The sequence below is a fragment of the Elusimicrobiaceae bacterium genome (genome assembly GCA_028700325.1).
Lineage (GTDB): Bacteria > Elusimicrobiota > Elusimicrobia > Elusimicrobiales > Elusimicrobiaceae > JAQVSV01.
Genome location: JAQVSV010000025.1, coordinates 1 through 25,204 on the forward strand (window position 1 = coordinate 1; position 25,204 = coordinate 25,204).

Below are 25,204 nucleotides of genomic sequence, written 5' to 3' on the forward strand. Positions count from 1 at the left end.
CTGAGCCTCGGCTACGAAACGGAACTGCATATATCATCCGGCACCAACGCGACCAAAATAATAAGAGGCAAAGGCGGCCTGAAACTGTATCAGGGCGCCAATATCAAAGACCTGTATCTGGCTGCGGTGCTGGAACAGGATTATACCTACAGCCCCAACCGCAGCAAATACGCATGGGAAGCCGGCTTTGCGCTGGAACAGAATCCCGCGCCGAACCTGCGGCTGAAATATTCAGGGCTGTACAGGAATTTTTTCCGCACTTCCAATGAAAAAGCCACCGACTACCTGTACGAGCTAGCGCTCAACGCCAGCGCGGAAATAGACCTGTGGGCCAACCTGAAATTCGCGCCGTACGCCAGCCTGTACCAGGCGCGCGGGAAATTCGTCAGTTCGGCGGGCCGCAACGTCAAATACGGGCTGTCGCTCAAATATTCGTTCATTTACAAGCCGTTCATACATTAGGAGACCACATGAAAAGATTATGCCTGCTCGCGGCCGCACTGGCGTTCTGCTGCGCGGGTCACGCGGAAGAAGACGCCGCCGTAACCGCGATGGACAAACAGTGCGGAGCCGATCTGGCGGCCGGCTGCGCGCCGGCAAAAACGCCGGTTGAAAAAGCGTTGTGTCTGGCGCGCAGCTATAAAACGATTTCCGGCGATTGCCGCGCCGGGCTTGACCGGTTTTTCCCGTGCGGCGAACCGGCGGCCAAAAACTGCGCCGATACGCCGAAAGAAAAAACCGTCGAATGCCTGCTGAAACATCACGCGGAGCTTGCTCCGCAATGCATTGCGCGGCTGGACGCGCTGCTGCCCTGCGCGCTGGAAACGGAAAAATTCTGCGCCGGCGCGACGGGTTCGGGCAATCCCGTCTGTCTGTTCGATAACATCGGCAAAGCCGGCCCGGTCTGCGCGGCCGCCATCAAACAGCAGTTTCCCTGCCATCAGGAAACGGCCCGGCTGTGCCGCGGCAAAAAAACGCCGTCAGACGTGTACGACTGCCTGGCCGCCAATTACGCCAAACTCTCGCCCGAATGCATCAAGCGGCGGCTGCCCTGCGCGCAGGACGAAAAAAAACTATGCCCGTCTGAAAAAACCGCCGGCGCGATCGAGCGGTGCCTGAAAAAGAAACGCGCCCGGCTCAGCGGCACCTGCTCCGCCGCGGTCAAGCTGGACGAAAAGAAAACGAAAATGCTCACCGCTTACATCTGCGCCGATTCGATAGCGAAATTCTGCAAAACCGAAGGCGAAAAAGGCGACATGGATAAAGTGCAGGCCTGTCTGGAGAAAAACGGCGAATCGCTGTCCGGCCAATGCAAAGTTGTCGCCGTTTTAGCGCCCGCCTGCGAAACCGATCTCGACACCTACTGCCCCGAACTGGAAGGTGGCGCGAAAACCGCCTGCGTCAAGAAACACGAGGCAAAATTCACGCCGCAATGCCAGGCCGCGTTCAAGCTGCTGCGCCAGGATCCGAACTGGAAAGAATAGCGGGCGCGCTTTACTGCGGTAAAAAACGCCCGCCGCGTCAAGACGCGGCGGGCGTTTTTAAATTTGCCGCGCAATCAGGGCACGGCGCGCGCTTTCACCGGGATGAACGGGATCAGCAGCATGCCCGGCACCGTAACAGCGATAACAAACCAGAAAAATCCGGCATAGCCCAGCGTGTTCTGCATGTAACCGCTCACCATGCCGGGCAGCATCATGCCAAGCCCCATCAGCCCCGTGGAAATGGCGAAATGCGAAGTGCGGTAGCGTTCATCGCCTATGCTCATCAAAAACACCGTGAACGCCATAAACCCCAGGCCCGCGCCGAACTGCTCTAGCGCGATAAGCGGGTAAAGCATGACCCCCGCGAGTTTCACATGCGCCAGCCAGCAGTAAAACAGGTCCGGCAGATTGAGCGCGATCGTCATCGGCCAGACGCATTTTTTCAGCCCGTAGCGCGCCAGTATCCATCCGCCGATTATGCCGCCCAGTATCAAAGCGATCATGCCGACTGTCCCGTACAGTATCCCGATTTCGCTGGTGGTTACGCCCAGCCCGCCCGCGGCGGCCGAATCCATAAGAAACGGCGACGCCATTTTCATCAGCAACGCCTCGCCGAACCGGTACAGCAGTATGAACAGGAGTATAACAACGATTTTTTCCTGCCGGAAATACGCGGCTATCGCCTCGAAAAACCCTTCGCTTTTGCGCCCGACCGGTTTGGCGCAGTCAACCGCCGGACGCGGCAGAACAAACCTGTGCCAGACGTAAAACCCGGCGAACAGCAGCCCCGGCACAAACATCGCCAGCGCCCACGCCAGATTAACCGGCATTACCGCCGACGCCTTGCCCGCAGCATACACCAGCCCGCCGGAACCGAAAATCATCGCCAGCCGGTACGCCACCACCCGGATGCCGACATAGTAGGCTTCCTCTTTTTCCGTGAGGGCGAGCATATAAAACCCGTCCACGGCTATATCATGCGTGGCCGACACAAACGCCCCGGCCGCGAATAACACCAGCGACGGGAAAAAGAAATTTCCGCCCGCCAGAGCCACCGCCGCGCCCATAAACACAAAGCCCAGAAGCAGCTGCGAAGCAACCAGCCAGCCGCGTTTTGTGGCATACAGGTCCACCGCCGGCGCCCAGACCATCTTTATCACCCACGGCAGATAGAGCATGCTGGTCCAGAGCCCGATCCGCTCATTGCTTATTCCGAGGCTTTTGTACAGCACCACCGACACCGAATTGATGAGTATGTAAGGCAGCCCTTCCGCGAAATAAAGCGTAGGCACATAATACCACGGACTGCGCTGGCCGGACTGTTGCATAACAATTCCTTTGCGCCGCAGGCGGCTACGGCTTTTTCGTGTATTCAAAACTGCCGGCCGGTTTTTCCATGCCCAGCAGAACCCGCGCGCAGAACGCCTGATATTCGTCAATCGCGCAGAAGGCGCAGATCCCGCAGTCCGGCGTTCGTGTCGCGGAACCGAACACGAACGGACTGCCGAACGACACCATAAAAAACCGCTCCGCGCCAGCCGCGGCGTTGTTGATGATAACAATATCGCGCCCCGACAGGTTGATAGAGCCGGCGTAAGCTCTGGGCCTGGAAAACGAAACCGCGCAAAACGGCGAGCGCTCGCGGCAGGGCGCATCATGCGCCACCGCATTTACGCCGAACCATTTAAGCGTTTTCACAAACACGCTGTCGCCGCGCTCGTCGGCCAGCGGATCCTGCGACCCGGCGAAAAACGGCGGTTTGCGGGGACTGGTTTCAAACACGCGCAGGGTATCTCCGGACTTCAGCGGCTCAAACTCCGCCGGGCCGGCAAACGCGCAGCACCTGCGCGCGGTTTCGGCGTTAAACTCGCGCGCGGCGCTCACCTGCGCGCCAGACAGCCCGGGCGCGGCGGCCTGAAGCTCCTTTTTCCGGCGGCGCAGGCCCGCGAGGCTGCGCATGGCGCGCGCCATCACCCCCAACGGAATACCGCCTTCCTTCAACGCCTTGTTAAGCGCTTTGATCAGCCGGACCGGCTCCTGCGGAACCAGCAAAATGTCCGCTCCGGCGGCCAGCGCCTTCAGCGCGGCCTGCGTTTCATCGGAAACGGCTTTCATGGAGAGCGCGTCGGTGATCACGCAGCCGGAAAACCCCATTTCGCCCCGCAGCAGCCCGTCAATCGCGGCGGCAGAAAACGAGGCCGGATTGTCGGCGTCGAGCGCGCGCACCAGCAGGTGCCCCGGCATGACCGCGTCGGCCGTTCTGGCGAGCGCGGCAAACGGCGCGGCGTCCGAAGCCATGAACGCGGCGAGCTCTTTTTCGATCACCGGCAGGCCGAGATGGGAATCGGTGCCGGTGTCGCCGTGCCCCGGAAAATGCTTGACGCAGCCGGGCACTCCGCCCGCGTTAAGCCCGCGCAGAAATTCCGCGCAGAACAACGCGGTTTTGCCGGGCTCGGCGGAGAACGCGCGGGTATTGACTATCGGGTTGTCCGCCCGGACAGCCAGGTCAGCCACCGGCGCCAGCACGCAGTCCACCCCGAGCGCGCGGGCGGCCAGCGCGGTGTGCCAGCCTTTCCGGTACGCAAGCTCCGCGTCGCCTGACGCGGCGATCGCCATATTGGACGGCAGTTCGGCGCACGAAGACACCCACCGGCCCGCGCCATCCTCATAATCGGCGCAGAACATTACTTCCGGACTGACCCGCCTGACCGCCGCCACCAGCTCCCTTATTTTCGCCGGCGTGCCGCCATACAAACAGAACCCGCCCGCGCCCAGTTCCGCCAGTTCCAGCGCGTACGCGGTATCATTTTCCCAAAACCGGAACGCCGGAAACACCAGTTCAGCTACTGAATATCCCATATCTCGTTCAATCCCGTATTTTCAGTTTCGCGGCCGGAATAATTTTGCCTAAAACCCTGGCGCCACGCGCCCCGGTCGCGCGCGGGCAGTGGTTCACGGCACCGCGCAGGGCCAGATGCGCCAGCACCGCGAAACAGGCCGGCTCACGGGCCAGTTCGTCCAGCCCGTAAACGCCTGACCGCGTGATTTTCATGTCCGGCAGCGCGGCGGCGAGATTACGCAGCAGCGTATCGTTAAGCGCGCCTCCGCCCGACACTATAACTTCGCGCGCCCGGACTTTTCCGCGAACCGCCAGTATTCCCCGCGCGGCGCTCACCGCGGTGAATTTATTAAGCGTAGCCAGCGCACGATTAACGGTTTCCGGCCCGGCGGCAATATGGTGCCGCGCAAGAAAGCGCGCGCCGAAATAATCCCGGTCGAGCGATTTGGGAACCGGTTTTTTAAAATACGGATCCCTCAGCATAGCCGCAAGCAGCCTGCCGTCCGGCTCGGCGCGCGCGGCCAGTGAGCCGGCCCGGTCAAACCCCCGCCGCCCGCCTGAAACGGCGGACACCAGAAGATCCATAAGACAGTTGCCCGGCCCGGTGTCGAACCCGAAAGTCCGCACGCCGCGCCCGACTGCGGTGATATTCGCTATGCCGCCGATATTGAGCAATATGCGCGGGGCTTTTCCGCCAAACAGAAATTCGTCAAAAAAGGGGATCAGCGGCGCGCCGCACCCGCCGGCCGCCATATCGCGCGGCCGGAAATCACACACGACCGGCGCGCCGGTCAGTTCCGCCATAAAGGAAGCCTCACCGATCTGCAGGGTATGCGCAGGTTTGTCATCAGGCCAGTGGCCCGCCGTCTGTCCGTGCGAACCGATCACTTCAACACGGCTGTACGGAATTTTAAATTCTTTGCAAAAAGCGGCCACGCAGCAGGCGTAAAGTTTTCCCAGCCGCATCCCCAGCCTGGACAGTTCCCGCGCGTTCAGCTCCCGCGCGGCCAGTATTTCACGCCGCAGCCCTGCGCGGTAGGGATAGGTTTTAAACGCCGCCACTTTAAAAGGCGACAGTTCAACAGCGGCTATGCCAAGCCCGTCTGCCGACGTGCCGCTCATAAGCCCCAGCGCGAGTGTTTTCATTGCGCAAGCACCTCGCGCAGCTGCCCCGCGGCTGCGGCAAGCGCCGCGCGCGCGGCGGAAAAATTCTCGCGGTTAAAAAGTTTTATGGTTTCGGAAAGCGGCATTCTGTCCAGCCCGCGTGCGGCGCGGCCCGACTGCGCGGTGGGCAACGCGGGAAAGAACCGCTCGGCGCTGTTGTGCGGCATGTCGCTCCTGTGGCTATTCCGGCGTGGAGGTAACCTCGTCGCCGAGCCCGTCGTCGTCAACAGGCACGCCGTTCTGATCCGTCCCGGCGGAATCGTCCGGCACGGGCTCGTCTTCGCCGGAATCTATCGAAGGCTGATCATCATCGTAGCCGGGCGGCCTGTATTGCACCGGTTCCGGCATGCATGGCTGTCTGAGCCAAAGCAGAAATGAATTTATCACGTCAGGCGTAATCAGTTCGGCGCTGGAGCCTTTCCTTGCCGTAACGAACGTGACATTGCGGCCGCCCGCGCTGTGGTACAGGATGGCGCGCAGCACAGACACTTCCTGATACAGCCTGGAATTTTCCACGGAAGCCGCCACAAAAACCGGCCGCGCCCCGTAACTGCGCAGCGGATTCACCGCAAGCACGCCCCTGTTGGCGTTGAGCGTCGGAGTGAAAAGCGCGGTCATGGCGATATCGCTGTGTTCAGCCGCGGATTTGATGGCGATATTCGCGCCAAGTCCCGCGCCCACCAGAATCACCCGATCGGGGCCGAACCCCTCATCCCGCAGGAATTTCAGGGCGGCGTTAACGTCCTCCGTCATTTTGTTGTATTCATTCTCGGGACCGGACACATCCCGGTCAAACGAAGGATAATTTACAGTTTCGCCGCCGGGGCCGAGCGTGCTGCCGCCGTGACCGCGGAAATCAAGCAGCAGTGTGCCAAAGCCCATAGCTTCCGTTTTGAGCGCAAGCGGACGCCAGATGGAATTATCTTCCTTGTGCGAATGCAGGAAAAGCAGCACCTGCCTGTCCGGTTGGGGCGGCCGGTAGACGGCGGACAGAGTCCACCCGTCCGCGGTTTTAAAAGTGACCGGACGGGAAGCATAGTCCTGCGCGGCCGCCGGATTCTGCTGCGCGCACGCCGGAACGCACGCCAGCCAGGCGGTCAAAAACATGTACGAAAACGTTTTGGTCATAGCGTCACAGAGCCGGCGTTATTCGGCGATATCGCCGGGCCGCAGCCACAGCGCGATTTCGCGCTGCGCGTCAGCCTCCGTTTCCGAGGCGTGCACGACATTTTCCATGGTCCCGTTTATATTCCGGCCCATTGAGCCGCGGATGGTGTGCGGGCCCGCCTTGACCGGATCGGTCGCGCCGGCCAGTTCACGCACCAGATGCAGGGCGTTTTCCCCTTCGAAAACAAGCGCGAGCAGCCGGCCCCGCGAGCCGGGATTGAGCTTGCCGGTCATGAAATCCACAAGCGCCGGGAAAAACGGCTTTGTCTTGAGATGCCGGTAATGCTCGGCGGCCAGTTCCGGTGTAACTTTCACCATTCTGGCCGCGATCAGCTCCAGATCCAGCCGTTCCAGCCGGTCCAGAGCTATTCCCGCCATGTGTTTTTCTATGGCGTCCGGTTTTATAAGCACCAATGTCCTTTCTACGCTCATGGGTAGATAGTAGCATTTTTAGGCCGGAAAATTCCCGCCGCGACGTATTGCGGTTGAGTTTTGCGCGCAATAATTATAAAATTAATATGTGGGAGTTTTTGCGCAGTTGCGCGAAACAGTTTTAAAGGATGATTATGACGAAGATAGTTCTGCTGGTTGACGATGAAACGGATCTAGTGACATTATTGAAGTTCATATTGGGCAAATACGGCATGGAGGTTATAACCGCATCGAACGGCAGGGAAGCGCTGACTTACCTGAACGGCGAAATCGGCAAGGCGGTGCCGCGCATCCCCGATATTATCGTTACCGACGTGATGATGCCGGAAATGGACGGATATACCATGGTCACCCGCATCCGCGAGGAAGACGAATTCCGCGCCATCCCGATCATCGTGATGACAGCCAAAGGCCAGACCCGCGACCTTTTCATGTCGGTTTCGAACGTGCCTGCATTCATCGAAAAGCCGTTCGAACCGCGCACGCTTAAAGCCAAAATAGACGAAGTGCTTAAAATAACCGGGACAAACTGACACTATGGAAACCAACACGCTGACCGAGATCATCACCCGCAGATACGAGGAAATCCGGGAACTGCGCGCGGAAGGGACGGATCCTTTTCCTCCGCGTTTCGAAGTTACCCATACCGCCGCGGAAGCGCTGGAAACGGCAGAAGAAAGCGGCGTCATCTGCGCGGGCCGGCTGGTGCAGCTGCGGGTCATGGGCAAGGCGGCGTTCGCGCATGTGCAGGACATGAGCGGCAGAGTCCAGCTTTACATCGCGCGGGACATTCTGGGCGAAGCGCCGTACGGTTTTTTCAAAAAACATATCCATGTGGGCGATTTCATCGGAGTGGCCGGCAGCGTATTCAAAACCAAAACCGGCGAAAAAACGATAAAAGCCGAAAAACTCACGCTGCTTTCAAAAGCGGTGCGCCCGATGCCGGAGAAATGGCACGGCCTGCAGGACACGGAAATCCGGTTCCGGTCCCGCCATCTGGATCTGATCGCCAACGACGACGTACGCAGGATTTTCGAAGCCCGCTCCAAAATAGTGCGGGCCGTGCGCAACACACTCGACAACGAAGGCTTCCTGGAAGTGGAAACGCCCATCCTGTGCCACAGCGCGGGCGGCGCGGCGGCCACGCCGTTCGAAACTTTCCATAACGCGCTGAGCATGCCGCTTTTCATGCGAATCGCCACCGAGCTGTATCTCAAACGCCTGATCATCGGCGGGATGGAGCGGGTTTACGAGATCGGGAAAATTTTCCGCAACGAGGGGATTGACACGACCCACAACCCCGAGTTCACCATGCTGGAAGCCTATCAGGCTTACACCGATTACAACGGCATGGCGCGGCTGTTCGAGGCGATCATAGAAGCCTGCACCAAAAGCCTTGGCATAACGGAAGTGGAATACAAAGGCCGGCAGATCCGGCTGGTGCCGCCCTTCAGGCGGGTGTTTCTGCCGCAGTTGTGGAAACAGCATTGCGGCGAGGATATTCATGACATACTGGACGGCAAGCGGTTCAACCGGCCCCGGCTGCTCGCGCTGGCGAAAAAACTTGGCGTGGGCGACGCGGACACGCTGGCTTCGGCCAAAGCGTTCGAGCGGATCTTTGACGAGAAAATTCTTTCCACCTTTACCGAACCCTGTTTCGTGATGGACCATCCCACCGCAATCACTCCGCTCGCCAAAAACAAGCCCGGCGACGAAACGCTTGTCGAACGGTTCGAGTTCTACGCCGGCGGCGCGGAACTGGCCAACGCTTACACCGAGCTTAACGACCCTGACGACCAGCTAGCCCGGCTTCAGGAACAGGCCCGCCAGCGCCAGGACGAGAAAAACGCCGAAGTGGACACCATAGACAAAGACTTTGTAGAGGCTATGGAGTCGGGCATGCCGCCAACCGGCGGGATCGGGATCGGGATTGACCGGCTGACCATGCTGCTCACCGGAAAAGCCGCGATCCGCGAAGTTGTATTGTTTCCCACGCTTAAGGCGGATATGAAATAACCGGTCGCTTTACGCGGCCAGCCGCGCGCAAAGCGCGGAAATTTTTTCCGGCAGGGCGGGCTTACGGCTCCCCTGCCGCAGTTTTGGAAAACGCCGCAGTTCTGGAAGACCCGGATGCCGAATGTCATTTGAGCTGTTCATAGCCGAGAGATATCTCAAGGCCAAACGCAAGGGACTGTTCGCCGTGATCACCACGCTGATCGCGGTGGCGGGCGTGGCGGTGGGCGTGGCGGCAATGATCACCACCTTGTCGGTAATGAACGGGTTCCAGCAGGACATCCAGAGCAAAATTATCGGCGCGCAGGCGCACATAGTGATTTTCGGCGAGATGGACGCCGCCGCGCGAACCGCCATCACCAGCCGCCTGCTGCACGACAGGGAAGTGCGGGGCGTTTCGCCGATGGTGCTGGGCCAGGCGATATTAAGTTTCAACCGCCGTTCAAGCGGAATCGTGCTGCGCGGGCTGGACCCGGACCAGGAGATAAATGTAAGCAATCTGATGGCTTCCATTACCGGCGGCGGCTGGGAACCGCGCCGGCGGCTCAATGAAAAAGATGTCCCTCCGGCGATAATACTGGGCGAGGAGCTGGCCAGGAACATGGCTGTGTGGATCGGGGACGATGTGGTGCTCATCTCGCCCCAGTCAATGGACACGGGATTCGGAATCCTTCCCAAAATGAAAAAGTTCCGGATTTCAGGCGTCCTGAAAACCGGGTATTACGAATTTGACAACACCATGGCCTACGCCAGAGTGACTGAAGCCGCCGATTTTCTCGGCATGGGCGACAAGATCACCGGGCTGGAAGTCAAACTCGACGACGTGGACCGCGCGGGCGAGGTGGCCCGGCGCATAAAACGCGGCGTCGGGTTTCCCTACATGGTAAAAACCTTCTCCGACATGAACAGCACTCTTTACGCCGCGCTCAAGCTGGAGAAATTCGTGATGTTTCTGATACTGGGGCTGATCGTGCTGGTGGCGGCGCTCAACATTTCATCGAACCTGATCCTGCTGGGCACGGAAAAAATGCGCGACATAGGCATCCTGCGCGCGATCGGAGCGACGCCGCGGAAAATCCAGAACGTGTTCTGGTGGGAAGGTTTTTTAATAGGCACCACCGGCATCGCGCTGGGGCTGGCGCTGGGCCTGACGCTGTGCTGGATCATTTCCACATTCAACATCGTGGAGCTGCCGAGCGACGTGTATTACATAACGCGGGTGCCGGTGTCCATCCGCCCGGCTGATGTGCTTCTTGTGGTGCTGGGCAGTTACCTGCTGTGTTTCGTGGCAATTTTATATCCGGCGATACGCACCTCGCGCGTCAACCCGGTGGATGCTATCCGCTATGGCTGATCCGATCCTGAAAGTGACCGACCTGTACAAATCCTACCCGCAGGCGCACGGCGGCGCGGTACATGTGCTGGAAAACATCAGTCTGGAACTGGCTGCGGGGCAATTCGCGGTGCTGCTGGGCCCGAGCGGGTCGGGCAAATCAACTCTCCTTAACATCATAGGCCTGCTCGACACGCCGGATTCCGGCTCGGTTGAAATAGCGGGCGAGCCGGTTCTGAATTTCACGGAAGCGGAAAAATCGCGGTTCCGGTCCGGGAAAACGGGTTTTGTGTTCCAGTTCGACTCCCTGCTGCAGGAATTCACGATGCTGGAAAACGTGGATATGCCGGCCCTCATCGCGGGCCGGCCCGACCACGCAAAAACGCTCGCGCTGCTGGCCCGGTTCGGGCTGGAGCAGCTGGCGGATAAATTTCCGGCCCAGCTGTCCGGCGGCGAACGGCAGCGCGCGGCGGTCGCCAGATCGCTGCGCAACAGCCCCGTGCTGGTGCTGGCCGACGAACCGACCGGCAACCTCGATTATGAAAACGCCAGCGTAGTTTATAACGATTTCCGCAAGCTGGCCGATCAGGGCGTGGCCGTGCTGATGGTGACCCATAACCCCGAAGCGGCCAGTTACGCCGACCGCGTGTTCCGGCTCGCCCGCACCAGACTGCAAGAGGACCCGCGCCGGACACCGCAATGAAATGCTCGCTCTGCAAAAGGCGCGACGCGGTTTACGCCATAAAAACCGTCCTTAACGGGCGCCTCCGGGAACTGCGGCTCTGCCCCGAATGCATCGCCAAAAAAGAAGAAGCGCTCGGCCTGGAACCCGGCGCGCTGATGTATTACGCCGTTCCGATCGCGCTGACCCGGCTTGAAAAAGATATTTTTCCAAAAGACAGAAGCGGACTCGCCTGCCCGGCCTGCGGACTTTCCTGGAACGCGGCCAAGCAGAGCCGCGCGCTCGGCTGCGGACACTGCTACCGCGCCTTCAGGCAGCCGCTGGAACTGGTTTTCCGGCTGACACAGGGCCGCTCCGCCTATACCGGAGCTGGTTACAGCCCGCCCGGCGGCGACCAGTACCTGAAATACGCGCTGCTGGATATGAACACCCTGTCAGCGGAGCTGGACGGCGCCATAAAAACCGAAGATTTCGAGAAAGCCCGCGCGCTTGATTCCATCCGCCGCCGGCTTGCGCCCGCGCAGACCCGGTCGCGCCGCGCGAAAACCGCGGTATTGCCGCCCGTGCGGGCGAAAACGGCTTTAAAGCGCGCGCCGGCCTGGCTCGACGGGTCGGGCCCCTATTCGCACACCGTGCTGTTTAGCGCGGCGCGCGTAACGCGCAATCTGGCGGGCTATAATTTTGACGAGACGCTGGACGAGCGCGGCCGAACCCAGGTATCGGCGTCGCTGGTGCGGCAGGCACGGGAGCTGCCGGGCTTTTCCGCCGGCCGGTTTCTTACCGCCGAACCGGCCGACGCGGCAGTAAAACGCGCGCTGGCCGAACGCTATCTGCTGGAAGGCGATCCTTACGGCTCGCAACATCCTGTCACTGCCGTATTGCCGCCCGGACAGGAGCTGGCACTTGTCATAAACGACCGGGAACACGCAAAGCTGTACGCGTTCGAATCGGGTTTGAACGCCGGAACGGCCGCGCGAAAAGCGCTGGCCGCCGCGGACGAGCTGGGCCGGCGCGCGCCGCTCGGCTTCAGCAAATGGTGCGGGTTCCATACCGCCCGGCCCGGAGAAGCGGGAACGGGCCTGCGGCTGTTTGCGCTGATCAATCTGCCCGCGCTCTCGCTGACCGGCCGGGTATCCGACGTGCTTAAGAATCTGCGGGGCCTGCATCTGGCCAGCGCGCCGCTTAATCCTGAAGCGTTCACGCTCTCCGGCCCGCTGCATATCATCTCCAGCGTGACGACGCTTGGCTCCGCCGCCGAAACAACCGCCGGTTTCGAGCGCGGCCTGCGGTTTCTGCTCACTTCCGAAACGGCTGCGCGGATTGAGCTGGCGTCCGGGCAAGACAGCGTAAAAGCGGAAGACGCCGCCTTCCGCGCGCTTGGCATTCTGCAGAACGCGCGCAGCATTTCCTACGAGGAAACCGCCGTTCACCTGTCAAACCTGCTGCTGGGCGCGGCAACCGGTTTTGCGCTTCCGGTCAGATCCGCGACGGCCGCCGGACTGCTGCTCAGCTGCTGTCCGGGGCATATCGCGCTGTGCGCGGGCGCGGGCAACACGAAATACAGCCCCGGCGAACGCGATGTTTTGCGCGCCGCACTGCTGCGCGCCGCGCTTGCCGCAAACACCTGAGCGCGCACAAAACCCTTGAAACAGTCCGCTTGCGGATTCAGTCCGCAAAAACCCGTTATCAGTATGTTTCTGCCGAGCATAGAAATGCCGCGCTTGCAAGGCGCGGACTTGCTGTCAGGAAAACAGGCTCGGAATTGACCCGAAAAAAAACGCCATCAGACTATTTCAGGATTAACGCCACGGGACAGTGGTCCGAACCCGTGACCTCCGGCATTATATACGCATCTTCAACGCGCGCCGCGGACTCCCGGTCAACATAAAAATAATCCAGCCGCCAGCCTGTATTGCGGGCGCGGGCGCCGGTTTTAAGGTCCCACCAGCTGTAGTGTCCGCCCTCGCGGTGAAAAAGGCGGAAGGTGTCGGCAAATTCGAGCGTGAACCTGTCGAGCCAGGCGCGTTCCTGCGGCAGGAACCCGGTATGGGTTTCGTTCTGCCGCGGCCGGGCAAGGTCTATGTCACGGTGCGCGGTGTTGACGTCGCCGCAAACGATAACCGTCTTGCCGGATTTTTTAAGTTTCCCGGCAAACCCCAGAAATTCCGCGTAAAAAGCCAGTTTGTAGTCCAGCCGTTTAAGGTCCGCCCCGCCGTTCGGGAAATATATATTAAGGAAATAAAAATCAGGATACTCCAGCAATATTGTGCGCCCTTCGCGATCAAACTCCCGCACGCCGAACCCGTACCTCACGGACTCTGGTTTTTGGGCCGCAAACACCGCAGTGCCGCTGTACCCGGCCTTTTCGGCGGCGGACCAGTAGGTGAAGTAGCCCGGCGGGTCAAGCAGCGCGCAGGACAGCTGCTCCGGGCGCGCCTTGGTTTCCTGCACACCCAGCAGATACGGCCGCTCCGACGCCAGCCAGCTTGCGAACCCTTTTTTCTCCGCCGCGCGGATCCCGTTAACATTCCACGACAAGAGTTTTTTCATTTCAGATAGTAATGCCTGACCGGCTTTAACGCATAATCAAGTTCGTACACGAGCGGCGAGCCGGTCGGGATTTCCAGGCCGGCGATATCGGCGTCGCTTATTCCGTCAAGCTGCTTGACCAGCGCGCGCAGGGTGTTGCCGTGCGCAACGATCAGGGCGCGTTCGCCATGCGCCACGCGCGGCGCGATACAATCGCGCCATAGCGGCATGAACCGGTCAATAGTGTCTTTGAGCGATTCACCGAGCGGCAGTTCCCCGCCCGGCACGCCCTGATAGCACCGGCTGTTAACCGGGTTGCGCGCGTCATCGGCTCGCAGCAGCGGCGGGCGCACCCCGAAACTGCGCCGCCACAGGCGTACCTGCTCCGCTCCGAACCGGGCGGCGGTTTCGGCCTTGTTCAGACCCTGCAGTTCGCCGTAATGCCGCTCGTTAAGCCGCCAGGAATGCTGCACCGGCACCCACATCAGGTCCATCACGTCAAGCGCGATCCATAATGTGCGGACGGCGCGTTTCAAAACGGAAGTCCACGCCGCGTCAAACTCAAACCCGTTCGCCTTGAGCAGTTCGCCGGCGCGTCTGGCTTCTTCAAGCCCGTTCGGAGAAAGATCAACGTCGGTCCAGCCGGTGAACCTGTTTTCAAGGTTCCACTGGCTCTCGCCGTGCCGCAGCAGCACGAGTTTCAGCATGGTTCCCCCTTCCAAGCCTGTTGAAATTTCAAATCCGGCAAAGCCGCGCGTCCGCCGCAGCCCTGCGCTTTGCGGCCGGCGAACTCCTGCGCGAAATCAAGCGCGGCACGGAAATCTCCGCCTCGCGAAATAGCGGCCGCGAACGCCCCGTGAAAAGCGTCGCCGCAGCCGGTGGTGTCAACGGCTTCAAACTTCCGCTGCGGCACAAACTCGGCCGCGCCGGTCAGCTCGTTGAAATAATAATAGCCTTGTCCGCCGGCTGTAACAGCCACATGAAATCCGAACCGGGCCCTGAGTTCCAGCACGAGCGGCGCGAGCGGCCTGCCCAGCTGGCGCGCGAACGCGTGCGAGGCGATAAAATAATCGGTCTGCGCGGCCAGCTCCTCCCAGCCGGGCCTGGGCGAGCCGCAGTCGTAGCACACCGCTCCGCCGCTCGCGCGGATGCGCGTGGCGAGCGAAAGAGCAAGCGTCATCAGGTGCCCGTCGAACTGAACGAGCGGAGCGGCCAGGATGCGCCGGGTTTCCGGCCCGGACAGCCGCAAATCAATTTCGTTAATTCCGTGCGAGTTCCACAGGATAGTCCGGCCGGCTGTGGCGGCGTTTACGATAATCAGGGAAACCGGCGTTTTGAAATCCTGCCGGACGCGCACCAGCGAATGATCCACCCCGAACGAGACAAGCGAGCCGAGCGAAAACCCGGTCCATTCGTCTTGCCCGATCACGGAAACCAGCGCCGCCCGCGCGCCCGCACGCGCGCACGCGCAGGCCGAGTTGCCGGAGGGGCCGCCCCCGTCCACTATTATCCGCCGGGCAGGAATTTTGCGGTCATCCTCAAGCGGCCGGTCCGTGACGGCCAGCACATCAACCACATTAAGCCCCACGAAAAAACAGTCCGCTTCGCCCGGCCCGGCTTTTTTTAAAACGGTCATTTCGTTTCCAGTTTCGCCGCCAGAGCGCGCAGCCGTCCCGCCAGCTTTCCGCGCCAGCCGCGCAGACGGTTTTTCTTTTTAAAAAGCTCAAACCGGGAACCCAGGTCCTCATGAGCCGTCAGCATTCTGATGATTTCCCGCTCGAATTTGCCGAAAGTTTCCGGCCCCAGCCGCTTGCGGGCGCGGTAAAGCAATTTGCCGTCCGCCGCGGCGGACCCGGTGGCGAAACTGCCCAGACCGCAGAATTTCTGGATATAGGGGTTTTCGTTGAACATGACGGTCGCCCGCTCGTCGGAAACCTGCTCCAGCAGCGCGACCATGAAAATACCGGCCACCATCCTGCTGTCACGCGCCGGGCGGCCGATAAAACTGAAATATTTGCGGTACACCGCGTCTATTTCGTCCCAGTTGACAAGCGCGGCCAGCCGCGCCCAGCGGTTTTCCGGACTGAGCGCGCCGCCCAGAGGAAACAGCTCCGGGAACAGTGGCGGCGTTTTGTCATCTCTGGCTTTATACATGGCTTGCTAATATTTTACCCTTATCCGGGGGGTCGGCGCAAACGCGTTTAAATGATATAATCTGCTGTAGAAAGTTACGTTCGGGCCGGGAACAGCAAAATTCCGCGGCACGGCAAGCCGGGAATTTAAAATCAAGGAGTTTGGATAATATTTATGATAAAGAAAGGCACCTGTTTCATCACCTCCGAATCGGTCACGGAAGGACACCCGGACAAGGTATGCGATAATATTTCCGACGCGATTCTGGACGCAATTTTAACGCAGGATAAAACCGCCCGTGTAGCCTGCGAAACCTATATCACGCGCGGCATGGTGGTGGTAGGCGGCGAAATAACCACCCGCGGCTGGATTGACGCCGACGCTATCACCCGCAACGCCATCAGGGAAATCGGCTACACCCACTCCAAATACGGCTTTAATCACGAAACCTGCGCGGTGATAAACGTGATAGGCAAGCAGTCGCCCGACATCAGTCAGGGCGTGGACGTTGGCGGCGCAGGAGATCAGGGCCTGATGGTCGGGTTCGCCTGCGACGAAACGAAAGAGTTCATGCCGCTTGCTATCACGCTCGCGCACGAACTGGCCATGCGGCTGGCCGAGGTGCGGAAAAAAGGCGTTCTTCCCTATATCGGGCCGGACGGCAAAAGCCAGGTCACGATAGAATATCATGACGGCAAACCGGTCCGCCTTGAAACCGTAGTGCTTTCCACCCAGCACACCGAGGAGATTCTGGACAGGAGCGGACATCATATAACCGAAAAAGCGCGCAGGGAAATCATCGAACACGTCATCATGCCTGTCGTAGGCAAATGGCTGGACAGGAAAACCAACATTTATGTCAATCCCACCGGCAAGTTCGTGGTGGGCGGGCCCCAGTCCGACACCGGAATGACCGGCCGCAAAATAATCGTGGATACTTACGGCGGGCGCACTCCGCACGGCGGAGGCGCTTTCTCCGGCAAGGATCCCACAAAAGTGGACCGCTCGGCGGCCTATATGGCCCGCTACATCGCCAAAAACATCGTGGCCGCGGGCCTGGCGCAGGAATGCACCATTCAGCTCGCCTACGCGATCGGCGTGGCTGAACCGGTTGGCCTTTATATAGACACTGACGGCACCGGCACGGTGGACGATGAAGCGCTCGCCAAGGCGGTGCGCCGCGTTTTCAGGCTCACCCCTAAAGGGATAATCGAGACTCTCAAACTGCGCAATCCCATCTACCGCCGCACCGCCGCGTACGGACATTTCGGACGGTGCTGCTTCCCCTGGGAAAAAACCGACAAGACTTCCGCGATCCGCGCGGCCGCGCTGGGGAAACCGGCCAAAAAACGATAAGTTTGCCGTTTATCAGACAAGAACCCGGCATAACGCCGGGTTTTTGTTTTATTCAGAATAGCGTATTGCCCGCCCGGCCAGCGGACATCCGGCCTGTTGAAAACGCGAAAACGGTATAATGCAGGTGCGGACAAAATCAACACTCGCCATGCAGAAAACGCTCGATAACAGCGACATGATCACCGACAAAACCATCCCCGGTCTTGACGGCCTGCGCGCAGTCGCCGTGCTGGCGGTTATCGCCTATCACCTGGCCGTGTTCCGGCCGGGCTGGGCCGGCGTGACGCTGTTCTTCTGCATTTCCGGCTTCCTGATCACCGGCATACTGCTCGACACGAAAACCGAACCGCGCTATTTCCGCAATTTCTATATCCGCCGTGCGCTGCGCATAATGCCTGTCTATTATCTGGCGCTGGCCGCATCGTTAATGCTGCTGGGCTCACCGCGCGGACTCAAAGACATCTGGGCTTACGCGATTTATCTGCAAAACCACATCATAGCCGGGCGCGGCTGGCTGGCTCGCGCGCCGGATTACCTAAATCACACCTGGTCGCTGGCGGTTGAAGAACAGTTCTATCTGCTGTGGCCCGCCGCGGTGCTGCTGTGCGGCCGCCGCACGCTGGTCTGGTTATGCGCGACGCTTGCCTGTACCGCGCCGCTCGTCCGGCTCAGTTTTTTTTATGAATATGGGAATGTTTACATGGCCTACGCGTCGCTGCCGTCGAATATGGACGCGCTGTGCCTGGGCGCGCTGCTTGCCGCGCTGGCGCGTTCCGGGCTGGACATGCGCGCCCTTTCGGCTCGCGCGCTGGCGGCCGCGGCCGTTCTGTCCGCCATGTTTCTGGCCTGCTGGCGCCTGTACGGGCCGGCGCACACGGATTACAGGGTTTTTTCACAGCTGGCAAACCCGGCGGGCCTGATTCTTCCGTCTGCGCTGGCACTGGTTTTCACGCTGCTGGTCTGGGGAGTGGCTTATGGCAAAGGCATTCATGTAAAACTGCTTTCGGCAAAACCGCTGGCCGGAATCGGCGCGGTCAGCTACGGGCTGTATCTGTACCACCATATCTGCATGCAGGCGATGGCCGCGCTCAAGCCTTCCACCCGCGCCGGTTTTTGCGCGGGCACGCTGCTGCTTACCTTCGCCGTAACGCTCGCGTCCTGGTTTTTTATCGAAAAACCGCTGCTGAAGCTGAAAAACAAATTCGCACCGCGCCCGCCCGGCCCCGCCGGGATTGAGGCCGATGCCGCTATTCCAGTAATCCGACCCTGCCACTATCATCTGTTCAATGGTAAAAAAATGGTTAAGCGAGTCAAAAGCGTGAATCGCGCCGCCGCGGAGCACCGCGACGACCGTCGCCCCGACCTTCCGCTTAAACATGCCGCCGTTGGCCAGCCCCACAAAACCCGCGCGGCCAATCAGCGCTTTTATCTGGGCGGTGATATCGGCAAAACAGGCCGGCGAGGCGAGTATTATGCCGTCCGCCGCGCGCATCTTCCCAAGAAAAAGATTAAGCGAATCTGCGGTAATCGCGCACTGTCCGTTTTTATTCGCCGTGCATTTGAACAGGCCGCACAGCCACGCAGGTTTTCTCCGGCAAGCTGTATCAGCTCCGTTTCAATGCCCTCTTTTCCAGCTCGGCGAACACGCGCCTGACCGGAATAGCCGTATTGCCGTCTGTTCTGCCGCTTCCGTTAAAAGCTACAACTTTCATAAGGTTTCTCCCGCATGAAATTCCGCGCAGACTAACGGAATCATGTACAAAAAACAGCGCGAAACCGCCATGTAACGGCAAAACCGTTCCGCGTATTTCCTGGCCTGACCCGCAAAAACCGCACCCGTGTTAAAACACCCCGGATCAGGCGCGTCAAGCCCGTGCCGGTTTCCGGCATGAACACAGTTCACAAGCAGGGCGAAGAGCAAACCCAGCAACACCGGAGTTTCATTTACCGGGCTGAATATCAGAGGCCGCGCGCTTTGGTGACTTCCGCGCACACGTCCGAGCAGCACGCATCCGAGATCGCCGGCACACCATCCGAATCAAACTGAAATTTTACCCATTTTTCGCTTTTGCAACGCACGCAAAACGAATCTTTGATTTTTGCGTTTAGCTGTTCCGTCACCTCAGCTTCCCGCTGCGGGAATTTACCGGCCGGCGCAAATAATATTATCATTGTCCACCCCTTTTTTAACATTGAAGCACTTTGCCATGCCAACAACAATACCGCGCAGCCAATTTATTATATCGCATAACATAACACATGCCCCCTGCGGCAGTATTTGCCCTGCCCGCCATGAAACTCGCCCCGGCTTTTAACAAGCCGGGGCGAAAGATTGTTCAGTCTATCTGTATTCTGTTCGGTTTTTCTCCGTCGGCCTTCGGTATCCGTATCTCCAGAAGCCCGTCTTTAAGGATGGCCCTGATATCTTCAGACTTGAACCGCGCGCCGATCTTGAAAACCCGACAGAACCGCCCGGCCGGAATTTCGCGCCGCAGCCAGGTATCGCCCTCCGCGGCCTGCTCAACGCGTTTGCCCGTAATGGAAAGCAGGTTTTCTTTTATTTCGGTTTCCACATCCTCTTTCCTCACGCCGGGAAGCGCCGCCCGGACCAGAAATTCTCCGGCGGTTTCCCGCACATCAACCTCCGGCGACCAGACCGGTTCCGCCGCAGCTGAACAATTATTAAGGAAGTTTTCCACCAGCCCGCTTATGCTGCCGCGCATTTCAACCATATTATCATCAAGAGTTTCGTTTGCCATAAATTTCTCCTTAATTATACGTTCGCAGGAAGTTTTTATTATTCACAGTCGAACGAGTTAATTAGCAGTTAATACAAACAACTGCTAATAATATACTTAATTGGCAGCCGGTAGTCAATACTGCTAATTATACTGCCGGCAATTTAATTTTGTATTGGAGAAACTCAGGTTTTGCGCCGGTACACCGTAATAAGTTCACCGCGAAAAACCGGCATGTAATCCGCTTTGACGCTATCGAAAAGATCCCGCAATTTGCCATACTTGCCATAGCGGACGGCGTATTCGGTAGAATTGAATTCAACTGCCGAGTAAAGCCGGCCCAGCAGAAAAACCGGCGGGTTACTGATATCGGAATCCGCGAACAGAATTTCCGGCCGCAGAGTTCTAATGCCGGACAGCGTTTTGTTGAAATATTCTTCGGAAATCAGATAATTCGGCATATCGTAATAAGCAAGCGCGGTTTTCCGGCCCGCGAGAAACAGCAGAATATTGTCGTACTTCGACAGCAGGCATATCCCGGCGTGCTTTTCCGGCGCATATTGCCGTATCAGCCTTATGGCTTCGTCAAAGGGCGCCGGATTGATAGTGGTGCGTATTTTCGCCCTGTCAAAATTCCATCCATAGATTTCGTGCCCGGTGATATTATCCAGCCAGTGAACGCGTATGCTTGCGTTCTGAAACCCGGCGCATGCCGAAACACTTGCACACAATACGGCGGCAGCCGCGCCCGTATTTTTTGCCAGCCGGGCAAAACGGACATACCGGCCAAGCAGCCGCTCCGCGATTGCCGCCATGAGGAAAAACTGCAGCGCAAACAACAGCCACGAATGCAGCAGATGATCCGGCCTCCCGTTATTGAAATAATAAAGCAGCATCCCCTGACTGTAAAAAAACACGAAACCATACACATATTTAAGCCACAGCCGCTGCCTTCTCAAGGCCAGCAGAAAAAGATACGATACCACGAGATACACGATCACCATTGAAACAACCGGCTGCGAAATTTTTATGCATAAAAGACCGTTAAAAAAAAATTTCGCGAACGGATCATACTGTGTGAAAAAGAATTTATACCCGGCATAAACCGCCGCAAACAGCGCCAGAACACCGGCCAGCCACCCCGCTCCCGCGCGGACAGAGCTGTTATCCATTGCATGCACCGCAACCGCCAGGCCAACGCTTGCCAGCAAAATAAACCCGAACCAGAAATTCCACACCACACCCGCAATACCCGCCGCCAGCGCAAGAACGCCGTATGCACGGTTTCCTGTCCGCGCCAGCGCGGTCACCGCCGCCAGCGCGGCAAGATCGAACATGTGTATGGTGGGCATGGCGCCGGGCCCGAGCAGAAATCCCGCATAAATCGAATACAGCGAGTAAACCGCCATCGCAAAAACCCCGGTCACGCTCGCGATATCGCGCCGGAAAATATAAAACAGCACACCCAGCAGCAGCAGGTCATAAAATATATACAGAAAATAACACCGGTAGTAATTACCGATATCCAGCCCGCCAAACCTGTCCATCAGCCAGCCCAGCATAAGCGTGTTACCGATTCCGTACTGCATGTAAACTTCCGACAGTTTTTTCCCGCAGGCCATCTCGTTAAGCGGGTTTAATATCTGGCCGATATGGTTAATTTGTCCGCGCGCTATGGCGATATGATGGTATTCGAATCTGTTCGTCCGGCGAAACTCCGCGATTGCCCCGGCGGAATTGGCCGCGCCGTTTTTATAAAATTCCCCGGCAGTAACAGTTTTGCCGTCAAGCAGGGTTTTAGAAGACGGATAAGGATATTCATTGGCGAGGAACGGGCCTGTCGCCACCTTCCACGCCGGCCCTACCGCCAGCGCAACCAGAACCGCCAGAACAAACAGGACGAATTTTGCCCGCCCGGGCCTGTTTTCCGCCGCCGCAAGGCACAGGCGCCAGACACACGAAACCAGCCACCGCATGACCTTGCCCGGCGCCGCCGCCCGGTGTCGCAACGGAGCAATCAGCCCGGCGCTAAGATTAACTATCAGGAAAAATACGGCGGCAATACAGGCATGGCAGAAGTCGCCGGAGGTAATCTTGATCGCCGCAATGCCCAGTATGGCAAACAGCATGCCAAACGCCAGATCTTCAGCCGTCCGTGAAATGTTGACTTCTAAAACCCTGGAAATATTATGCGCATACAGAAAAAGCGAATAACAGCCCACTCCGAATATCAGGAAAATATAACTGTATACGCTCCGCACCTGCGGCTGGAAAAAAGAGTTCAGAAACGGATAAACCTGCTGGCAGTCCGCCATTTTCAGGTCGCGCAGAAACGCGCCCGCATACCAGCCCGCCACGCTGATAAAATAATAGGCGAGCAGGATATGCGCAAAAAACATAACCAGTCTGCCAGCTTTTTCAGAATAAAAATTTCCAACCATGAGCGCCTATGCTGTCTCCTGATGTGCCTTTCCCGTCCGGCCTGAAAACACCGAACACCTTCCAGCCGCCTGACCAGCTCCTGCGCCGCGCTTTATTCAAACACCGGTTTGCAAACAGCCCTTCCGGCTATACCCGGCAGGGCTGTTAAAATTCACAAGACTCCAAAGCCGCTGTCGCAAACGCCGGAAACTGGCGCGATCATGGCACGGGAACGGGATCCTTTTTCTCTATCGGTTCCGGGCTGAAACATTTGCGGCAGCGCGCTTCGTATTTGTCCGCCGCGCCCACGTCAATCAGGCCGCCTCCGCAAACCAGTTTCTGGCTGTGGTTGGCCGGCGCGCCGCAGACCACGCAGATCGCGAGGTTTTTGGTGACCGATTCCGCCACCGCCATCATCCGGGCCGTGTTATCAAACGGCTGGCCGCGATAGTCCTGGTCAAGCCCCGCCGCTATCACCCGTTTCCCGGAATTGGCCAGTTTCTGGCACGCGTCCACTATGGCGGGATCGAAAAAATGAATTTCGTCAACGCCCACCATCTGGGTTTCCGGCAAAACGCTGTCGAGCAGTTCGCGCGAGCTTTTGACAGCCATGCACGGCACGCGGATATTGTCGTGCGAAATTATATGGTTCTCGCCGTAGCGGGTATCAAGGGCGGAATTGAAAATCTGCACTTTCTGCCGTGCGATCTCGGCCAGCCGTATTCGGCGGATAAGCTCCTGTGTCTTGCCGGAGAACATGCTCCCGCAAACCACCTCGATCCACCCCGATTTGGGGCTGTAGGGCATCATGATCATTTTCCGCCTCCGCGCTCCGCGTACTGCCTGGCGTGGAAATCTTTTGACCCTTCTCTGGCGCGGCGTATCCAGTCGGGGTTGGCGCGGTACCAGTCAACGGTGAGTTTTATCGCCTCTTCAAACGAGTGCCGCGCCTTCCAGCCCAGCTCCCGCTCGATTTTCGCGCAGGAAAGCGAATAGCGGCGATCGTGGCCGGGGCGGTCCTTCACGCGCGTGATAAGGCTGTGCGGCTTGCCCATCACGTCCAGCACCCGCGTGATCATATCTACATTGGCGAGCTCCGTGCCGCCGCCGATATTGTAGGCTTCGCCCGGCTTGCCCTTGTCCATGACAGCTTCGATACCGGTCACATGATCCTGCACGAACAGCCAGTCGCGCACGTTGCGGCCGTCGCCGTAAAGCGGGAACGGCCTGTCCTCCAGCGCGTTGGAAATCAGAAGCGGCACGGCTTTTTCCGGGTGCTGGTACGGCCCGAAATTGTTTGAACAGCGCGTAATCATCACCGGGAATCCGTAAGTGATGAAGTAGGAGCGCGCCAGCATGTCGGACGCGGCTTTTGATGCGGAATAAGGACTGTTGGGGATAAGCGGATCGGTTTCCACGCTCTCGCCGGTTTCCACCGAGCCGTACACCTCGTCGGTGCAGATATGCACGAAACGCTTCACGCCCAGCCTGCGCGCGGTATCGAGCAGCACCTGTGTGCCGAGCACGTTGGTCTTGATGAATTCGTCCGGGTACATGATCGAGCGGTCAACATGTGTTTCCGCCGCGAAATGCACCACCATGTCCGCGCCGGCAAGGCAGTCAGCCACGGCCGCGCGGTCGCAGATGTCGGCCTTGACCAGCTTGTAGCCGGGCGCATCCGCCACGTCGGCAAGATTTTCCGGATTGCCGGCATAGGTCATCTTGTCAAGATTAATGACTTCTGTAAATTCCGGCCGGGTTTTAAGCATGTGCCGCACGAAATTGGAGCCGATAAAACCCAGTCCGCCGGTGATTACGATTTTCATGTATTGTCCCAGTGACGACGATTAGAATTTGTCCTGAAAATATTCCCAGGTCTTTTTAATGCCTTCCTCAAAACCCACTTCGGGCTTGTATTTAAGCACGCGTCTGGCGAGCGAAATGTCGGCGTAGGTCTTGCGCACGTCGCCTTTGCGCTTGGGCTGAAAATCCTTCGCAAGCTTGTAGCCGGCAAGTTTTTCGATAACTCTGGCCAGCTCCAGCAGCGAATTCGAGGTGCCGCACGCGATATTGTAAGCCCTGCCCGAAGCATTGGGCGCGGTGGCGGCTTTAATGTTGGCCTGCACGACATTGCCGACATAGGTAAAATCGCGCGACTGTCTGCCGTCCCAGTGGATTTCAAGAGGCCGGCGCTGTCTGGCCTGTTCCATGAATTTTGGAATGACCGCCGAGTATTTGCTTTCGGGGTCCTGCCGGGGGCCGAACACGTTGAAATAGCGCAGCGCGACCGCCTCCAGCCCGAAGGATTTTGCCCAGCACAGGCAGTACATTTCCGCCGCCAGCTTGCTCACCGCGTAGGGCGAAACAGGCGCGGGGATTATGCCTTCATGCTGCGGGAAAACCTTGCATTCGCCGTAAGCGGAACTGGACGACGCGTACACCACCCGCTTCACGCCCGCCGCACCGGCTTCGACCAGCAGGTTAAGCGTGCCGGTCACGTTATTTTCGTTGGTCGGCTGGGGCGCGTCCATTGATTTTGGAACCGACCGCAACGCCGCCTGATGCAGCACATAGGTTACGCCTTTAAGCGCTTTCCCAAGCGATTTCGGGTCGCGCAGATCCGCGTGCACGAATTCAACACGGTCTATGAAGGAAGCCATATGCTCTTTCCTGCCGGTTGACATATTGTCCAGAATCCGCACCCGTTCGCCTCGGTTCACCAGCTCTTCGGCGATGTTGGAGCCTATGAAACCCGCCCCGCCGGTCACCAGCCACAGCGGTTTATTCGCTTCAGGCGGGCTTTTAAGTTTCGAAATTTTCTTTACAGGCATAACACCTCCTTGTCACGCCCGTTAAAAACTCGCTTGCGCGGGTTCCGGCGCCGGCTGCCGACTGGTTGTATTGTAACAATTT

The 25,204-nt window shown here is 58.7% G+C and carries 25 protein-coding genes; 9 read left to right on the plus strand and 16 right to left on the minus strand.

The genetic code is table 11. From position 1 onward, the window contains the following. Together PHW69_04845 and PHW69_04850 are read left to right on the plus strand one after the other, a co-directional pair. The coding region (locus tag PHW69_04845) for a hypothetical protein (GenBank protein ID MDD4004515.1) at positions 1-462 on the plus strand (462 nt) is incomplete at its 5' end. 8 nt (positions 463-470) lie between these two features. Then, the gene (locus tag PHW69_04850) at positions 471-1,484 is read left to right on the plus strand and encodes a hypothetical protein (GenBank protein ID MDD4004516.1); all 1,014 of its coding nucleotides are present in this window, start codon (positions 471-473) and stop codon (positions 1,482-1,484) included. Positions 1,485-1,558: 74 nt separating this feature from the next. On the opposite strand, the gene PHW69_04855 is transcribed toward PHW69_04850, so the two are convergent. From PHW69_04855 to PHW69_04880, 6 genes are read right to left on the minus strand one after another with little or no spacing between them, the layout of a single operon-like run. Next, a complete protein-coding gene (locus tag PHW69_04855) occupies positions 1,559-2,812 on the minus strand; it encodes an MFS transporter (protein ID MDD4004517.1) in 1,254 nt (417 codons plus the stop codon). A gap of 25 nt (positions 2,813-2,837) precedes the next feature. Further along, positions 2,838-4,343 carry a glycoside hydrolase family 3 N-terminal domain-containing protein gene (locus PHW69_04860; GenBank protein MDD4004518.1) on the minus strand — a complete coding sequence of 502 codons (1,506 nt, stop codon included), beginning with the start codon at positions 4,341-4,343 and terminating at the stop codon, positions 2,838-2,840. A 7-nt stretch (positions 4,344-4,350) separates the two neighbouring features. After that, a complete protein-coding gene (locus tag PHW69_04865) occupies positions 4,351-5,469 on the minus strand; it encodes an anhydro-N-acetylmuramic acid kinase (GenBank protein ID MDD4004519.1) in 1,119 nt (372 codons plus the stop codon). Beyond that, on the minus strand, positions 5,466-5,654 hold the full coding sequence (locus PHW69_04870; GenBank protein MDD4004520.1) for a hypothetical protein: 189 nt from the start codon (positions 5,652-5,654) through the stop codon (positions 5,466-5,468). The genes PHW69_04865 and PHW69_04870 overlap by 4 nt, the downstream gene beginning before the upstream one ends. A 13-nt stretch (positions 5,655-5,667) precedes the next feature. Further along, positions 5,668-6,615: an alpha/beta fold hydrolase gene (locus PHW69_04875; protein ID MDD4004521.1), complete on the minus strand. Its 948-nt coding sequence runs from the start codon at positions 6,613-6,615 to the stop codon at positions 5,668-5,670. A gap of 18 nt (positions 6,616-6,633) precedes the next feature. Beyond that, positions 6,634-7,086 (minus strand): nucleoside-diphosphate kinase, encoded by a 453-nt coding sequence (locus tag PHW69_04880; protein ID MDD4004522.1) that lies wholly within the window; start codon positions 7,084-7,086, stop codon positions 6,634-6,636. A 134-nt stretch (positions 7,087-7,220) separates the two neighbouring features. On the opposite strand from PHW69_04880, the gene PHW69_04885 reads away from it, so the two are divergent. The 5 genes from PHW69_04885 to PHW69_04905 all read left to right on the plus strand — a co-directional run bounded on the left by PHW69_04885 (position 7,221) and on the right by PHW69_04905 (position 12,742). After that, a complete protein-coding gene (locus PHW69_04885) occupies positions 7,221-7,619 on the plus strand; it encodes a response regulator (GenBank protein ID MDD4004523.1) in 399 nt (132 codons plus the stop codon). A 4-nt stretch (positions 7,620-7,623) separates the two neighbouring features. Beyond that, a complete protein-coding gene (gene lysS, locus PHW69_04890; protein MDD4004524.1) occupies positions 7,624-9,102 on the plus strand; it encodes a lysine--tRNA ligase in 1,479 nt (492 codons plus the stop codon). 121 nt (positions 9,103-9,223) lie between these two features. Beyond that, entirely contained in the window at positions 9,224-10,453 is a 1,230-nt protein-coding gene (locus tag PHW69_04895; protein MDD4004525.1) for an ABC transporter permease, read from the plus strand. Then, entirely contained in the window at positions 10,446-11,135 is a 690-nt protein-coding gene (locus tag PHW69_04900; protein ID MDD4004526.1) for an ABC transporter ATP-binding protein, read from the plus strand. The genes PHW69_04895 and PHW69_04900 overlap by 8 nt, the downstream gene beginning before the upstream one ends. Beyond that, positions 11,132-12,742 (plus strand): hypothetical protein, encoded by a 1,611-nt coding sequence (locus PHW69_04905; protein ID MDD4004527.1) that lies wholly within the window; start codon positions 11,132-11,134, stop codon positions 12,740-12,742. The genes PHW69_04900 and PHW69_04905 overlap by 4 nt, the downstream gene beginning before the upstream one ends. 160 nt (positions 12,743-12,902) lie before the next feature. On the opposite strand, the gene PHW69_04910 is transcribed toward PHW69_04905, so the two are convergent. From PHW69_04910 to PHW69_04925, 4 genes are read right to left on the minus strand one after another with little or no spacing between them, the layout of a single operon-like run. Further along, the gene (locus PHW69_04910; GenBank protein ID MDD4004528.1) at positions 12,903-13,664 is read right to left on the minus strand and encodes an exodeoxyribonuclease III; all 762 of its coding nucleotides are present in this window, start codon (positions 13,662-13,664) and stop codon (positions 12,903-12,905) included. Next, the gene (gene gpmA, locus PHW69_04915) at positions 13,661-14,350 is read right to left on the minus strand and encodes a 2,3-diphosphoglycerate-dependent phosphoglycerate mutase (GenBank protein ID MDD4004529.1); all 690 of its coding nucleotides are present in this window, start codon (positions 14,348-14,350) and stop codon (positions 13,661-13,663) included. The genes PHW69_04910 and gpmA overlap by 4 nt, the downstream gene beginning before the upstream one ends. Next, complete coding sequence (locus tag PHW69_04920) at positions 14,344-15,279, minus strand: PfkB family carbohydrate kinase (GenBank protein MDD4004530.1); 936 nt, start codon at positions 15,277-15,279, stop codon at positions 14,344-14,346. Before PHW69_04920 ends, gpmA begins: the two co-directional genes overlap by 7 nt. Further along, positions 15,276-15,797, minus strand: coding sequence for a transposase (locus PHW69_04925; protein MDD4004531.1), 522 nt, complete (start codon positions 15,795-15,797; stop codon positions 15,276-15,278). Before PHW69_04925 ends, PHW69_04920 begins: the two co-directional genes overlap by 4 nt. 153 nt (positions 15,798-15,950) lie before the next feature. Here PHW69_04925 and metK point away from each other — a divergent pair, with 153 nt between their 5' ends. Continuing rightward, positions 15,951-17,132, plus strand: coding sequence for a methionine adenosyltransferase (gene metK / locus PHW69_04930; protein ID MDD4004532.1), 1,182 nt, complete (start codon positions 15,951-15,953; stop codon positions 17,130-17,132). A 118-nt stretch (positions 17,133-17,250) separates the two neighbouring features. Beyond that, entirely contained in the window at positions 17,251-18,786 is a 1,536-nt protein-coding gene (locus PHW69_04935) for an acyltransferase (GenBank protein MDD4004533.1), read from the plus strand. Between the two features lie 305 nt (positions 18,787-19,091). Here the strand turns inward: PHW69_04935 and PHW69_04940 are convergent, their stop codons facing one another. The 6 genes from PHW69_04940 to PHW69_04965 all read right to left on the minus strand — a co-directional run bounded on the left by PHW69_04940 (position 19,092) and on the right by PHW69_04965 (position 25,122). Then, positions 19,092-19,304 carry a hypothetical protein gene (locus PHW69_04940; GenBank protein ID MDD4004534.1) on the minus strand — a complete coding sequence of 71 codons (213 nt, stop codon included), beginning with the start codon at positions 19,302-19,304 and terminating at the stop codon, positions 19,092-19,094. 164 nt (positions 19,305-19,468) lie between these two features. Next, positions 19,469-19,891, minus strand: a complete 423-nt coding sequence (locus PHW69_04945) for an Hsp20/alpha crystallin family protein (protein ID MDD4004535.1) — start codon at positions 19,889-19,891, stop codon at positions 19,469-19,471. A 164-nt stretch (positions 19,892-20,055) separates the two neighbouring features. Next, positions 20,056-22,311 (minus strand): hypothetical protein, encoded by a 2,256-nt coding sequence (locus PHW69_04950; protein MDD4004536.1) that lies wholly within the window; start codon positions 22,309-22,311, stop codon positions 20,056-20,058. 199 nt (positions 22,312-22,510) lie between these two features. Further along, a complete protein-coding gene (locus tag PHW69_04955; protein MDD4004537.1) occupies positions 22,511-23,107 on the minus strand; it encodes a thymidine kinase in 597 nt (198 codons plus the stop codon). Then, positions 23,104-24,117, minus strand: a complete 1,014-nt coding sequence (gene rfbB / locus PHW69_04960; GenBank protein ID MDD4004538.1) for a dTDP-glucose 4,6-dehydratase — start codon at positions 24,115-24,117, stop codon at positions 23,104-23,106. Before rfbB ends, PHW69_04955 begins: the two co-directional genes overlap by 4 nt. A 21-nt stretch (positions 24,118-24,138) precedes the next feature. After that, complete coding sequence (locus PHW69_04965; GenBank protein MDD4004539.1) at positions 24,139-25,122, minus strand: SDR family oxidoreductase; 984 nt, start codon at positions 25,120-25,122, stop codon at positions 24,139-24,141. Positions 25,123-25,204: the final 82 nt, after the last annotated feature.

Excerpts from the sequence above, each read along its gene's own strand:
- PHW69_04850 (MDD4004516.1), top strand. The coding sequence starts at position 471 with ATGAAAAGATTATGCCTGCTCGCGGCCGCACTGGCGTTCTGCTGCGCG.
- PHW69_04855 (MDD4004517.1), bottom strand. The coding sequence starts at position 2,812 with ATGCAACAGTCCGGCCAGCGCAGTCCGTGGTATTATGTGCCTACGCTT.
- PHW69_04860 (MDD4004518.1), bottom strand. The coding sequence starts at position 4,343 with ATGGGATATTCAGTAGCTGAACTGGTGTTTCCGGCGTTCCGGTTTTGG.
- PHW69_04865 (MDD4004519.1), bottom strand. The coding sequence starts at position 5,469 with ATGAAAACACTCGCGCTGGGGCTTATGAGCGGCACGTCGGCAGACGGG.
- PHW69_04870 (MDD4004520.1), bottom strand. The coding sequence starts at position 5,654 with ATGCCGCACAACAGCGCCGAGCGGTTCTTTCCCGCGTTGCCCACCGCG.
- PHW69_04875 (MDD4004521.1), bottom strand. The coding sequence starts at position 6,615 with ATGACCAAAACGTTTTCGTACATGTTTTTGACCGCCTGGCTGGCGTGC.
- PHW69_04880 (MDD4004522.1), bottom strand. The coding sequence starts at position 7,086 with ATGAGCGTAGAAAGGACATTGGTGCTTATAAAACCGGACGCCATAGAA.
- PHW69_04885 (MDD4004523.1), top strand. The coding sequence starts at position 7,221 with ATGACGAAGATAGTTCTGCTGGTTGACGATGAAACGGATCTAGTGACA.
- lysS (MDD4004524.1), top strand. The coding sequence starts at position 7,624 with ATGGAAACCAACACGCTGACCGAGATCATCACCCGCAGATACGAGGAA.
- PHW69_04895 (MDD4004525.1), top strand. The coding sequence starts at position 9,224 with ATGTCATTTGAGCTGTTCATAGCCGAGAGATATCTCAAGGCCAAACGC.
- PHW69_04900 (MDD4004526.1), top strand. The coding sequence starts at position 10,446 with ATGGCTGATCCGATCCTGAAAGTGACCGACCTGTACAAATCCTACCCG.
- PHW69_04905 (MDD4004527.1), top strand. The coding sequence starts at position 11,132 with ATGAAATGCTCGCTCTGCAAAAGGCGCGACGCGGTTTACGCCATAAAA.
- PHW69_04910 (MDD4004528.1), bottom strand. The coding sequence starts at position 13,664 with ATGAAAAAACTCTTGTCGTGGAATGTTAACGGGATCCGCGCGGCGGAG.
- gpmA (MDD4004529.1), bottom strand. The coding sequence starts at position 14,350 with ATGCTGAAACTCGTGCTGCTGCGGCACGGCGAGAGCCAGTGGAACCTT.
- PHW69_04920 (MDD4004530.1), bottom strand. The coding sequence starts at position 15,279 with ATGACCGTTTTAAAAAAAGCCGGGCCGGGCGAAGCGGACTGTTTTTTC.
- PHW69_04925 (MDD4004531.1), bottom strand. The coding sequence starts at position 15,797 with ATGTATAAAGCCAGAGATGACAAAACGCCGCCACTGTTCCCGGAGCTG.
- metK (MDD4004532.1), top strand. The coding sequence starts at position 15,951 with ATGATAAAGAAAGGCACCTGTTTCATCACCTCCGAATCGGTCACGGAA.
- PHW69_04935 (MDD4004533.1), top strand. The coding sequence starts at position 17,251 with ATGCAGGTGCGGACAAAATCAACACTCGCCATGCAGAAAACGCTCGAT.
- PHW69_04940 (MDD4004534.1), bottom strand. The coding sequence starts at position 19,304 with ATGATAATATTATTTGCGCCGGCCGGTAAATTCCCGCAGCGGGAAGCT.
- PHW69_04945 (MDD4004535.1), bottom strand. The coding sequence starts at position 19,891 with ATGGCAAACGAAACTCTTGATGATAATATGGTTGAAATGCGCGGCAGC.
- PHW69_04950 (MDD4004536.1), bottom strand. The coding sequence starts at position 22,311 with ATGGTTGGAAATTTTTATTCTGAAAAAGCTGGCAGACTGGTTATGTTT.
- PHW69_04955 (MDD4004537.1), bottom strand. The coding sequence starts at position 23,107 with ATGATCATGATGCCCTACAGCCCCAAATCGGGGTGGATCGAGGTGGTT.
- rfbB (MDD4004538.1), bottom strand. The coding sequence starts at position 24,117 with ATGAAAATCGTAATCACCGGCGGACTGGGTTTTATCGGCTCCAATTTC.
- PHW69_04965 (MDD4004539.1), bottom strand. The coding sequence starts at position 25,122 with ATGCCTGTAAAGAAAATTTCGAAACTTAAAAGCCCGCCTGAAGCGAAT.